This is a genomic window from Tardiphaga sp. 841_E9_N1_2 (assembly GCF_051811065.1).
GTDB lineage: Bacteria > Pseudomonadota > Alphaproteobacteria > Rhizobiales > Xanthobacteraceae > Tardiphaga > Tardiphaga robiniae.
Genome location: NZ_JBPWQC010000001.1, coordinates 4,449,242 through 4,461,608 on the forward strand (window position 1 = coordinate 4,449,242; position 12,367 = coordinate 4,461,608).

The 12,367-nt window shown below is 62.9% G+C and carries 12 protein-coding genes; 4 read left to right on the forward strand and 8 right to left on the reverse strand.

Annotated elements, in window-relative coordinates:
• Window positions 1-81: 81 nt before the first annotated feature.
• Complete coding sequence (locus AB8A50_RS21390; RefSeq protein ID WP_439078840.1) at window positions 82-1,620, reverse strand: YifB family Mg chelatase-like AAA ATPase; 1,539 nt, start codon at window positions 1,618-1,620, stop codon at window positions 82-84.
• Window positions 1,621-1,802: 182 nt separating this feature from the next.
• Here AB8A50_RS21390 and AB8A50_RS21395 point away from each other — a divergent pair, with 182 nt between their 5' ends.
• Window positions 1,803-2,837 carry a diguanylate cyclase domain-containing protein gene (locus AB8A50_RS21395; protein WP_439078841.1) on the forward strand — a complete coding sequence of 345 codons (1,035 nt, stop codon included), beginning with the start codon at window positions 1,803-1,805 and terminating at the stop codon, window positions 2,835-2,837.
• A 72-nt stretch (window positions 2,838-2,909) separates the two neighbouring features.
• On the opposite strand, the gene AB8A50_RS21400 is transcribed toward AB8A50_RS21395, so the two are convergent.
• From AB8A50_RS21400 to rsmI, 4 genes are all read right to left on the reverse strand, one after another.
• Window positions 2,910-3,890: an MBL fold metallo-hydrolase gene (locus AB8A50_RS21400; protein WP_309941490.1), complete on the reverse strand. Its 981-nt coding sequence runs from the start codon at window positions 3,888-3,890 to the stop codon at window positions 2,910-2,912.
• A 192-nt stretch (window positions 3,891-4,082) separates the two neighbouring features.
• On the reverse strand, window positions 4,083-5,024 hold the full coding sequence (gshB, locus tag AB8A50_RS21405) for a glutathione synthase (protein WP_439078842.1): 942 nt from the start codon (window positions 5,022-5,024) through the stop codon (window positions 4,083-4,085).
• Between the two features lie 36 nt (window positions 5,025-5,060).
• Complete coding sequence (locus tag AB8A50_RS21410) at window positions 5,061-5,474, reverse strand: YraN family protein (RefSeq protein WP_439078843.1); 414 nt, start codon at window positions 5,472-5,474, stop codon at window positions 5,061-5,063.
• A complete protein-coding gene (gene rsmI, locus AB8A50_RS21415) occupies window positions 5,461-6,417 on the reverse strand; it encodes a 16S rRNA (cytidine(1402)-2'-O)-methyltransferase (protein ID WP_439078844.1) in 957 nt (318 codons plus the stop codon). Before rsmI ends, AB8A50_RS21410 begins: the two co-directional genes overlap by 14 nt.
• Before the next feature lie 225 nt (window positions 6,418-6,642).
• Between rsmI and AB8A50_RS21420 the strand changes: the two genes are divergently transcribed.
• The gene (locus AB8A50_RS21420) at window positions 6,643-7,869 is read left to right on the forward strand and encodes a penicillin-binding protein activator (protein WP_439078845.1); all 1,227 of its coding nucleotides are present in this window, start codon (window positions 6,643-6,645) and stop codon (window positions 7,867-7,869) included.
• A 3-nt stretch (window positions 7,870-7,872) separates the two neighbouring features.
• Here the strand turns inward: AB8A50_RS21420 and hemW are convergent, their stop codons facing one another.
• From hemW to rph, 3 genes are read right to left on the reverse strand one after another with little or no spacing between them, the layout of a single operon-like run.
• On the reverse strand, window positions 7,873-9,036 hold the full coding sequence (gene hemW, locus AB8A50_RS21425; RefSeq protein WP_439078846.1) for a radical SAM family heme chaperone HemW: 1,164 nt from the start codon (window positions 9,034-9,036) through the stop codon (window positions 7,873-7,875).
• Window positions 9,023-9,658 (reverse strand): RdgB/HAM1 family non-canonical purine NTP pyrophosphatase, encoded by a 636-nt coding sequence (gene rdgB / locus AB8A50_RS21430; protein ID WP_439065440.1) that lies wholly within the window; start codon window positions 9,656-9,658, stop codon window positions 9,023-9,025. Before rdgB ends, hemW begins: the two co-directional genes overlap by 14 nt.
• A gap of 35 nt (window positions 9,659-9,693) precedes the next feature.
• Window positions 9,694-10,416, reverse strand: a complete 723-nt coding sequence (gene rph / locus AB8A50_RS21435) for a ribonuclease PH (RefSeq protein WP_093757824.1) — start codon at window positions 10,414-10,416, stop codon at window positions 9,694-9,696.
• 153 nt (window positions 10,417-10,569) lie between these two features.
• On the opposite strand from rph, the gene hrcA reads away from it, so the two are divergent.
• Window positions 10,570-11,658, forward strand: a complete 1,089-nt coding sequence (gene hrcA / locus AB8A50_RS21440; protein WP_068730256.1) for a heat-inducible transcriptional repressor HrcA — start codon at window positions 10,570-10,572, stop codon at window positions 11,656-11,658.
• Window positions 11,659-11,763: 105 nt separating this feature from the next.
• A complete protein-coding gene (grpE, locus tag AB8A50_RS21445) occupies window positions 11,764-12,363 on the forward strand; it encodes a nucleotide exchange factor GrpE (RefSeq protein WP_120287695.1) in 600 nt (199 codons plus the stop codon).
• Window positions 12,364-12,367: the final 4 nt, after the last annotated feature.

Genomic DNA, 12,367 nt, shown 5'->3' on the forward strand with positions numbered 1-12,367 from the left:
AATGCGGGGTTATGGTGAGCAGAGCGTAAACAAAACTCGTTACTATCGCGTTGACGTCCACATCAGTGGCGTTGCCGAAATTCACGCCGCGCGGCGAACGTCCTCCGCCAGCGCGCGGTAAGACAACGCTTCGGCCAGATGCAGCCGCCCGATTTTTTCGGCGCCGTCGAGATCCGCCAGCGTCCGCGCCACGCGCAGCACGCGGTGATAGCCGCGCGCGGTCAGTCGCATCGTTTCGGCGGCATCGCGCAACAATGTCAGTCCCTGGGCATCCGGCTGCGCTACCGTTTCCAGCACAGAGGCCGGCGCGGAGGCATTGGTATGTGTGCCCGGCAATCCCGCCGCCGCATAGCGCATGGTCTGCAGATCGCGCGCGGCGGCGACACGCGCCGCGACTTCGGCGGAACCTTCCGACGGTGGCGGCAGAATGAGATCCGCCGCGGTCACCGCCGGGACTTCGATGCGCAGATCGATGCGGTCCATCAAGGGGCCCGAGATGCGCGCCTGATAATCCGAGGTGCAACGATCGATGCGGCCGCGCTTGCAGGAGAAGCCCGGCTCGAACGCGTGACCGCAACGGCATGGATTCATCGCAGCGACCAGCATAAAGCGGGCGGGATAGGTGACGCGGTGATTGGCGCGCGAGACCGCCACCTCGCCATTCTCAAGCGGCGCGCGCAGCGAATCCAGCACGCGCGGATCGAACTCCGGCAGTTCGTCGAGAAACAGCACGCCTTGATGCGCCAGCGAAATCTCGCCCGGCCGCGCGCGCAACCCGCCGCCGGTGAGTGCGGCCATGCTGGCGGAATGATGCGGTGCGCGGAACGGCCGGCGTGCGGTGAGTGCGCCGTCCTTGATCTCGCCGGCCACCGACGCAATCATCGAGACTTCGAGCAGCTCCGCCGGCGACAGGGGCGGCAGGATCGACGGCAGCCGCGCCGCCAGCATGGATTTTCCTGATCCGGGACTTCCAGCCATCAGCAGGTGGTGGCCGCCTGCCGCAGCGATTTCCAGCGCGCGTTTGGCACTTTCCTGTCCCTTGATGTCGCGCAGATCCAGCAGCGTTTCCTCACGCGCATGTATTCTCGGCTGCGGCCGCGACAGAACCTGCGTACCCTTGAAGTGATTGGCGATCTGGATCAGCGATGTCGCGGCGATGATCTGAATGTCCGGGCTGGCCCAGGCGGCTTCTGCCCCGCAGTCCGCCGGACAGATCAATCCTTCGTCGCGCGCATTGGCGCCGATCGCGGCCGGCAGTACGCCGGCCACGGGAGCGAGCGAACCATCGAGACCGAGTTCGCCGAGTACGGTAAAACCCGCCAATGCATCCGGCGGAATCGCGCCGATCGCAGCCATCAATCCCAGCGCGATCGGCAGATCGTAATGACTGCCTTCTTTCGGCAGATCGGCGGGCGCGAGATTGACGATGATCCGCCGCGCCGGCAGCGCCAGACCCGAGGCAACCAGCGCGGCACGCACCCGTTCGCGTGCTTCGGACACCGCCTTGTCAGGCAGGCCGACGATCAGGAAATTCGGCAGGCCGGGCACGACCTGAACCTGCACGTCGACCGCGCGGGCCTCGATCCCCTCAAAGGCTACGGTGGAAACACGTTGAACCATGCCGCCCTCATTCGAGATGAGAGCGTAACCTAAGGTTGCTTCTACTTCAAGAACAATCAGTGAACGAAAAGTAGCGGTAAAGTATGCTGGTTTTGGCTGAAGTCGGCCATTGGCGTAGAAAATCTTAAACACGTCATGCAAAGCATCCTATGAGCTTCGAGACGAAGACCGGGTGCCCGCAGATGTCAGATCGCTTGTCGATGCCGCCAGACGCTCCGGATGACGCCGACCTGATCGCTGCGCTGAAGGCGCAGATCGAAGCTCAGCAGGCCATCATCGATCAACAGGCTGCTTCGCTGGCGCATAGCCGGAAGATATTCGATCGCTCCTCGGCGGCAGCGCGAATCGGCGTCTGGGAATGCGACCTCTCCGATGAATCGCTGGTCTGGACCGATGTTGTCTATGACATCTTCGATCTACCGCGTGGCTCGACGCCGATTCGCGAGGAGGCGCTCGCCTGTTATCCCGAAGAATCCGTCAGGGAACTGACGAAGCGGCGCAGCAAGGCCATCGAGGATCGCACGGGCTTCAGTCTCGATGCGGAGATCATCACCTTCAAGGGCAACCGGCGCTGGATCAGGATCACGGCCACTGTCGAGTCGGTCGATGGCGTTGCCGTCCGCATCTTCGGCATGAAGCAAGACATCACCGAAGAGAAAATTCTGGCGGATCGCAATCGCTATCTCGCCGAATTCGATACGCTGACCGGCCTCGCCAATCGCAGCCAGTTTCAAACCAAGCTGTCGCTGTTCGATGCGGCGTCGGCCATCAAGGTGAAGCCGTTCGGCGCGCTGCTGTTGATTGATCTCGATGAATTCAAGCCGGTCAATGACTGTTTCGGCCACGCAGCGGGCGATGCCTGCCTGACCGTCGTTGCAAATCGAATTCGCAACATCTGTGCCGGTGCGGAACTGGTCGCACGACTCGGCGGTGACGAATTCGCGGTTCTGCTGGGGCCTCACGCGCAATTCGAGGAAGCCTCAGAAACCGCGTGCGCCATTGTCACGCAGCTAGGCCTGCCCATCGATCATCGTGGGCAACAGTTGCGGGTTGGCGCATCGGTCGGCATCGCGCTGGCCGATAACTGCACGTCGTCGCAATTGGCAGCCATGGCGGATTCGGCGCTCTATGCAGCGAAGGATGCCGGACGTGGGACGTTCCGAATCTACGCACGCGGTGCGGAGAGACGCCGAAGTGACGCCTCATCCGCGGCGTGAGGATGAATTGCTGCGGAATTCCTGCGGCGGTCATTGTCTCAAGATCGCCGCAGGAAAGTCGCAGGATTTCCGCTAGAGATTCATCACCATCGGCTCGGCGATATAGCGGAAGCCGTCGCCTGATTTCACCACATGACCATAGCCCGGCCACGCGAAGTGATAGGACATCACGGCCGTCTTGTTGGCTGCGAGCATGTCGAGCATCTTCACCCGCGTCGCCGCTGCCATCTTCGGATCGGAGTCATAGGCGAACTCCATCCGCGGCTTCTCCAGCAGTAGCACTTGATGATGGGTGAGGTCGCCGAGGAAGGCGAAAGATTTCCCGTCCGATTGGATCATGAACATGTGGTGGCCGAACGTATGGCCCGGCGCATGCATGGCGGTAACGCCGGGCAGGAACTCCTGGCCGTCCTTGAAGAACACCAGGCGATCCTTCACCGGCAGCAGGTTCTTGCGCGCATGGACGATGAAGTCCTTGAGCGGCGAACCGAGCTTGCCTTCGTCGGTCCAGAACTTGAAGTCTTCCTCGCTGAGATAGACCTGCGCATTGGGAAATAGTGGCTTGTCATTGGCATCGACGATGCCGCCGATATGATCGATATGGGCGTGCGAGCACACCACGGCATCGATATCGCCGGGCTTGATACCGGCTTCGGCCATACTTTTCTGCAGGCGACCCGTGGTGTTGCCGAACAGTTGCGACGTGCCCATGCCGGTGTCGAACAGGATCAGTCTGTCGCCCATGTTGACGATCGGCGCGTTCTGTTCGAGCACGACATTGCTGCTGCTGAGGAAATTATCCGTCAGCATCTTCTGCACGTCTTCCTTGGGTACGCCGACGAATGTGCCGGAGGGATCGCCGAGCGGCAAAGGTCCGTCGGAGACAACGGTGACTTCCGCGCTGCCTAACATGAAACGGTGGAAGTAGGGCGCCTGTGTGCCGAGCTTTGGTGCCTTGGCCGATGCGCTGCCGATGAGGCCGGGAGCGAGAAGATTTGCGCCCAAACCAGCGCCGAGCGAGAGCAGGGACCTTCGCGAAACTTCTGAAGTCATGCGTTTCTCCACTGATATGCTTTTGCTTGCCGCCACATGTAGCGGGCCGCCCGATTGGTCAAGCGTGCATCAACATGCTGCGCTTGCCGTCCATGACTGGCAAGCAAAAGCAGCAAGCGGAGAATTGCGACAAATGGAATTCAAACAGACGCGTCAATCATTGACGCAGCGCAACGAGTGATGTGAGCGGAGTTACTTCCGCTTCGCTTCGATCACGTCCCAGACCCGCGCCGCGACATCCGGTCCGCCAAGCTTGGCGATAGCGCGAATGCCCGTGGGCGACGTCACGTTGATCTCGGTGAGATTGCCATCGATCACGTCGATGCCGACGAACAGCAGACCGAGATCACGCAGCGCCGGTCCGACGCGTTCGCAGATTTCGCGCTCACGTGGCGAGAGTTCGGTGGCTTTGGCGGCGCCGCCACGCACCATGTTGGAGCGCAAATCGTCTTCAGCCGGCACGCGATTCACGGCACCCGCGAATTCGCCGTCGATCAGGATAATGCGCTTATCGCCATGTTTCACTTCGGGAAGGAAACGCTGAATGACCCACTGCTCCTTGAAGGTGACGGAGAACAGATCGTAGAGCGAACCGAAATTCATGTCCTGCGGCAGCACGCGAAACACGGCCGCGCCGCCATGGCCATGCAGCGGCTTCATCACCACCGCGCCATGCTCGGCACGAAATGCATTGATCTCGTCCTTGTCGCGCGAGATCAGCGTCGGTGGCATCAGGTCCGAGAAGCCCATCACGAAAATCTTCTCCGGCGCGTTGCGCACGGAAGCCGGATCATTGACCACCAGCGTCTTCGGATGGATGCGCTCCAGAAGATGCGTCGAGGTGATGTAAGCGAGATCAAATGGCGGGTCCTGGCGCAGCAGCACCACGTCGAAGGATTCCATGTTGGTGCGGGTGGGTTCACCGAGGGTGAAATAATCGCCCTCGATATCGCGCACCGACAGCGATTGCACGGGCGCCACCACGTCATTGCCGCGCAGCGAGAGCTTGTCCGGCGTGTAATAGGACAGTTTGTGGCCACGCTTCTGGGCTTCCAGCAACATCGCGAAGGTCGAATCGCCCTTGTGATTGATGCGCGCAATGGGGTCCATCTGGACGGCGACGTTCAAGGTCATGCTGGGGTCCGGAACTGTGGTCGGGAAAGCGAAAATTCAGGTACTGGCGTCGAATGCCGCTAACAGATGGCGTGGCAAATGTCTTGGCGCAATCAGCACGACGTCGAAACGCAGGTCGAATTCCGCATGTTCGGGATGCGTCATCAGCCAGCCCTGGGCGGCATCCATGATCCGGGCCTGCTGGCGGGGCGTCACGGCATAGGCGGCTTCGTCCAGGCTGGCGCGGGCCTTTACCTCGACAAAGGCGATCAGGCTGCGTTTCTTGGCGACGATGTCGATCTCGCCATGGGGGGTACGAAAGCGGCGGGCGAGGATGCGGTAGCCCTTGGCCAGCAGCAAAGCAGCGGCACGGCTTTCGGCGGAGAGGCCGGTGTTGAACGCGGCGACGCGCTCCGGCGCAGCCGGCTTGGCTGCGGGCTTTGGGGCGGAGACTTTGTCAGTCTTCGCCATCGCCTGAGTCCCTGTGAATCTCCTTGGCGAGTTCCAGCGCGCGGGCATAGACGGCGCGGCGCGGCCGGCCGGACAGTTCGACCGCATGCGCCACGGCATCCTTGACGCTGTCACGCTGCAACGAGCTGCGCAGCAGGGCGTCGAGATCGTCTTCGGTCATGGCCTGCGCATCCGCAGCCGGTGGCCCGATGACGAGCACGAATTCACCGCGGGTCTCCAGCCCATCGGCCCCCTTGGCCAGGTCGGCAATCGCTCCGCGATTGACCTCTTCATGCATCTTGGTGAGTTCACGGCAGATCGCCGCATCGCGGTTGCCCATGATGTCTGCGAGATCGGCCAGCGTGTCCTGCACGCGGTTGCCGGAGTCGAACATCACCAGCGTGGCATCGATGGCAGCCAGCTCGGTCAGGCGGGATCGCCGTGCCATCTGCCGCGATGGCAGGAAGCCCTCGAAGAAGAAACGATCCGTCGGCAGGGCTGAGACGGCCAGCGCCGCCAGCACCGAGGATGGCCCCGGCAGCGAAATCACATTGAAGCCTGCTGCGGTCACTTCCCGCACCAGCTTGAAGCCGGGGTCGGAAATCAGTGGCGTGCCGGCATCCGACACCAGCGCGATGGACGCGCCCTGCGACAGCTTTTCAAGAATTTTTGGCCGTGCCTGTTCGGCATTGTGCTCATGATATTGCTTGAGTGTGCCGGTGATCCCGTAGCGCTCGGTCAGGCGGCGGGTGATGCGGGTGTCTTCGCAGGCGATAATATCGACCCCCGCCAGGGTCTCCAGCGCGCGCAGGGTGATGTCGCCAAGATTGCCGATCGGCGTGGCTACGAGATGCAGCCCCGGAACAGCTTTCGGTGCCATGAGCAGATGGCCGGAGACCGTGAAGGTCCGGGCCGATGGCGCCGCGGCGTCCGCAGGCGATGAGGAGAGGGGTGTTGCGCGCATGGCGACAATGTAGAGCGAATTGCGCCAAAGGGGGACAGCCGTTTTTTGGGCGTTTGGCCGTGGTTCATTCCCGTCGTGCTAATCCAGCCGCGGTGACGGGGTATGCCGGACATAAAGCTTTTGTTTTGGTTAACTTATCGCCGACAATATGTCTGAATCCGCGCCTCACACTATATAGTGGGTGACGAGGCGGGCCGATCTGATACGGCCGAAAGAAGAGAAGTGATGGCGGATCCGTTCGACCCCAAATCCGGGACCAAGGGCGCGACGTCGGGCGCAACACGGCGGACGGCTGTCGGCCTGCTGCTGGGCGCGCCGCTGCTCGGGGCCTGCGCGGGTGTGCAATCGACGCTGACCAATGCGTTTGGCACCGGACCGACGGCGCCATCGGGACCGCCTGCCGGACCGGCGCAGCAGTCGCAAACCATCGGCACCGGGGGCACGAAAGTCGGACTGATCCTGCCGCTGTCGGCTTCGGGCAATGCCGGCGTCGCCGCGCAGTCGATGAAGAACGCCGCCGAAATGGCACTCACCGAATTCCAGAATCCCAGCATTCAACTCCTGATCAAGGACGACAATGGTAGCGCGCAGGGCGCGCAGCAGGCCGCCCAGCAGGCGCTCGATGAAGGGTCCGAAATCATTCTCGGGCCGCTCTTCGCCCTGTCGGTCCCAGCCACCGCGCAGCTCACGCGCGCGCGCAACGTGCCTGTGATCGCGTTCTCGACTGATTCCAGCGTCGCAGGCCGCGGTGTGTATCTGCTCAGTTTCCTTCCCGAGTCCGACGTCAATCGCATCGTCGATTATGCCGCGGGCATGGGTAAACGTTCCTTTGCGGCGATGCTGCCAGAGAATGCCTATGGCAATGTCGTCGAAGTCGCTTTCAAGCAAGCCGTCGCGCGCAAGGGTGGCCGCGTCGTCGCTTTTGAGCGCTATGGCGCGGACCGCTCCAGCGCAGCACGCAACATCGCGGCATCGCTCACCGGCGCCGACGCGTTGTTCATTGCTGACGATGGCGACGCGGTTGTCGCAACGGCTGATGCCTTGACTGCGGCGGGTGCCAATCTGCGCAATGTGCAATTGCTCGGCACGGGCCTGTGGGACAACCCGCGCGTCTTCAACAGCGCGGCTTTGCAGGGCGGGCTCTATGCCGCGCCAGATCCTGCAGGGTTTCGTGCCTTTGCGGGCCGTTATCGCGCGAAATATGGCGGCGATCCCGTGCGTACCGCGACGCTCGCTTACGATGCGGTCGCGCTGGTCGCCGCTTTGGCGCGCACCCAAGGCGGACAGCGCTTCGCACCTGAAACGCTCACCAATCCATCCGGCTTTGCCGGCATCGATGGTCTGTTTCGTTTCCGCAGCGATGGCGGCAACGATCGCGGCCTCGCCGTGATGAAGGTCGCGTCGGGTGGCGGTCAGGCCGTGGCGGGCTCGCCGAAGAGTTTCGGGGCCTAGCGCCTACGCCGCCAGATCTGCCACGACTGCATCGAGCACGGGAAATCCCTCCTGCGTCACGCGCAGGCGGCCATTTGCTTCGACGACGATCGCGCCTTCTTCGCGCAGGATCTGGATGCGCTTTTCATCCAGCGCGCGGCCGGACAGCATCTGATAGCGCGCAGGATCGATGCCCTCAGAGAGGCGCAGGCCCATCAGCAGATATTCGTCGGCGCGTTCCTCGCTGTTGAGCAATTCATCCGACGTGACGCCGTGGCCGTTGTCTTCCACACGCATCACCCAGGCTTCCGGACGCTTCTCGGTAGCAATGGCATGTCTGACACCGTCGATGTCGAGGCGGCCATGGGCGCCAGGCCCGATGCCGGCATATTCCTGACCGCGCCAGTAGACGAGGTTGTGCTTGCACTCCGCACCGGGGCGAGCGTGGTTGGAAATCTCGTAAAATGGCAGGCCCTGCTGTGCGCAAACCTCCTGCGTCACGTCATAAAGCGTGCGCGCGAGGCCTTCGTCCGGCGTCTTGAGTTTCCCGGCAGCGTGCAGCCCAAAAAACGGCGTGCCTTCCTCGATGGTCAGCTGATACAGCGACAGATGTTCGGCGGCTTCCGAGATGGCGAGCTTGAGTTCGTCGGTCCACATCTGCGGGGTCTGGTCGGGGCGCGCATAGATCAGATCGAACGAATATCGATCGAACGCGCTGCGCGCGATGGCGACGGCATCGAGTGCCTCGCGCGCCGTATGCAAACGTCCGAGCGACTTCAGCGACGCATCGTCGAGTGCCTGTACGCCGAGCGACACGCGGTTGACGCCGGCCTCGCGATAACCGCGAAAGCGCGTCGCTTCGACGGAGGTCGGGTTAGCTTCGAGTGATACTTCGACGTCGGAGGCGACGTTCCAGTATTTACCGATCGAATCGAGAATAGCGCCGACGGTTTGTGGCTGCATCAGCGACGGCGTACCGCCGCCGAGAAAGATCGACGTCACCGTACGGCCGGGCGTGCGGGCAGCCGTGGTTTCGATCTCCCGTGCGAAGGCCCGCGCGAAACGTACTTCGTCGACGGCGTGATGACGGACGTGGCTGTTGAAGTCGCAATACGGGCACTTCGACAGGCAGAACGGCCAGTGCACATAGACGCCGAAAGCGTCCTGCTGTGCGTCAGCGGGATTCAAGGCAGATCTCCGCGAGTTTCACGAATGCCCTGGCGCGATGCGACAGGCCTTCGCCGAGTGGCGGCAACCCGTGCTTCTCGACCGCGGTCATTTCGCCATAGGTGCGGGTGTGACCATCGGGCAGGAATGTCGGATCGTAGCCGAAGCCGGCAGTGCCGCGTGGTGGCCAGACCAGCGTGCCATGGGCGTGCGCTTCGACTTCCTCGAGATGACCGTCGGGCCACGCCACGCAGAGTGCCGAGACGAAATGCGCGGTGCGCTTGTCAGGCGAGGTCGCGCCGCGCTCCTGCAACAGGCGTTCGATCCGCGTCATCGCGCCGGTGAAGTCCTTGGACTCGCCGGCCCAGCGCGCCGAGAAGATGCCGGGTGCGCCGTCGAGGGCATCGACGACGAGGCCTGAATCATCCGCGAAGGCCGGCAGTTGCGCGACATTGGCCGCGGCAATCGCCTTGATGGCGGCATTGGCCTTGAAGGTGTCGCCGGTCTCGTCGGGCTCGGCGAGGTCGAGTTCGCCGGCCGATACTGCTTCGATGCCATAGGGCGCCAGGAGATCGCGCATCTCGGCAAGCTTGCCGGGATTGTGGGTGGCGATGACGAGCTTCCCAGTGATTCGACGATGCATGATGCGAGTCTACGCCTGCTTGATGACTTGCGGAATCACGCGATGGCCATTTTCTGCAGTTCGACGAGGCGTCCGACGCCCTTTTGCGCCAGGGCCATCAGCTTCAGGAACTCGTCCTGCGTGAACGGCGTCTTCTCGGCGGTGCCCTGCACCTCGATGATGCGCCCGTCGCCGGTCATCACGAAATTGGCGTCGGTGTCGGCCTCGGAATCCTCGGCGTAGTCCAGATCAAGCACCGGTGTGCCCTGATAGATGCCGCAGGAAATTGCCGCGATATTGTCGCGCAGCACGTTGCCGCCGCCATTCTTAAACATGTTGCGGTTCTTCATCCACGAGATGCAGTCGGCCAGCGCAACCCATGCGCCGGTGATCGACGCCGTGCGGGTGCCGCCGTCGGCCTGGATGACGTCGCAGTCGATGGTGATCTGGCGTTCGCCGAGCGCTTCGAGGTCGACGGCAGCGCGGAGCGAGCGGCCGATCAAGCGCTGGATCTCGACGGTGCGGCCGCCCTGCTTGCCGGATGCGGCTTCGCGGCGGGTGCGTTCCAGCGTGGCGCGGGGCAGCATGCCGTATTCGGCGGTGACCCAGCCGCGGCCCTGGCCCTTGAGCCATGGCGGCAGGCGCTCTTCCAGCGTCGCGGTCACCAGCACATGAGTGTCGCCGAATTTCACCATGCAGGAACCTTCGGCATATTTGACCACGCCGCGTTCCAGCGACACGGCGCGCAGTTCATCGGGCGCACGACGGCTTGGCCGCATGAGAAAATCCTTCCAAATGTCCAGAGAAAGCCTGTTCGCGGTGCTTTTAGGGGCCACGGACCGCAGCGGCAAGGGCAGGGCAGGTTCCACAACCGCAATGGTGCTTGTATCCGGCCCGCCGGAGCGACAGATTAGGTCCTCAAGGAGTATCCTGTGGCCCACCACGATCCGATCGGCCTGATTTCGCCGCATGCCGGGCTCGCCCAGCTCAATGAGCGATCGCGTGAGATCTTCCGGCAGATCGTCGAGAGCTATCTCGCCACGGGCGAACCCGTCGGTTCGCGCAATATTTCGCGCCTGATCACGGTTCCGCTGTCGCCGGCGTCGGTCCGCAACGTGATGTCGGACCTGGAGCAGCTCGGCCTGATCTATGCGCCGCACACCTCTGCCGGACGGCTTCCGACCGAACTCGGACTGCGGTTTTTCGTCGATGCCTTGATGCAGGTCGGTGACCTCACCGAGCCGGAGCGGCAGTCGATCCAGCAGCAATTGTCCTCGGTGGGGCGCTCGCAGACGGTGGAGGCGGCGCTCGGCGAGGCGCTGACGCAGTTGTCCGGCCTGACCCGCGCGGCGGCGGTGGTTCTGACCGCCAAGTCCAATGTGCGGCTGAAACACATCGAATTCGTCCGTCTGGAGCCCGAAAAGGCGCTCGTCGTGCTGGTCGCCGAGGATGGCCAGGTCGAAAACCGCGTGCTGACCCTGCCGCCGGGGGTGCCGTCGTCGGCGCTGAACGAGGCGTCGAACTTCCTCAATGCCCGGATTCGCGGCCGCACGCTGGCTGAGGCCCGGCTGGAGCTGGAGACGGCGCTGACCCAGAACCAGATCGAGCTCGATCAGCTGACCCAGAAGGTCATTGCCGCCGGCATTGCCAGCTGGTCGGGTGGCGAGAAGGACGATCGGCAGCTGATCGTGCGCGGCCAGGCCAATCTGCTCGAGGATCTCCACGCGCTGGAGGATCTTGAACGCGTTCGCCTCCTGTTCGACGATCTCGAAGCCAAGCGCGAGGTGATCGACCTTCTCGGCCGGGCGGAGACGGCCGAAGGTGTCCGCATCTTCATCGGCTCGGAAAACAAGCTGTTCTCGCTGTCCGGCTCGTCCACGATCATTGCGCCCTACAGCGATGGCGCCGGCCATATTGTCGGCGTTCTCGGTGTCATCGGGCCGACCCGGCTGAACTATGCGCGGGTGATCCCGATGGTAGATTACGCGGCGCGTATCGTCAGCCGCATGCTCGGGGGCTGACAGATCGGCCGAATCCGGCCGGTTGCGCTTGATTTTCGGCGCTCAAACCCCGATATCCCGCTCAGCAATCCCACCATTTTGGCGTGTTTTTGAGAAGGCAGCGTGATGACTGATTCCAATGGGCAGAACGACAATCAGGACAAGACGGCGCAGGCCGCCGATCCGGTGGTCTCCAAGCCCTACATCATGCCGGACGATCCGGAACCGAATTCAGTCGAGGCCCTGACCAAGGAAGCGGCGGAATCGCGCGATAAGATGCTGCGCACGCTGGCGGAGATGGAAAATCTGCGCAAGCGGACCCAGAAGGAAGTCGCCGACGGCCGCACCTATGCGATCGCCAATTTCGCGCGCGAAGTGCTCGATATCGCCGACAGCCTGCAGCGCGCCCTCGATGCCGTGCCTGCCGATACCAAGGCCGCCGCCGATCCGGGCCTGAAGGCGCTACTCGAAGGCGTGGAGCTCACTGAGCGTTCGCTGCTCAACACGCTGGAAAAGAACGGCGTGAAGAAGTTCGATCCGTCGGGCGAGAAGTTCGATCCGAATTTCCAGCAGGCGATGTACGAAGTGCCCGATGCTTCCGTGCCTGCGGGCACCGTCGTTCAGGTTGTGCAGGCCGGCTACACCATCGGCGAACGCGTACTGCGCCCGGCGCTGGTCGGCGTGTCGAAGGGTGGGGCCAAGGCGGCGCCTGTAGCGTCGGAGTAAAGCT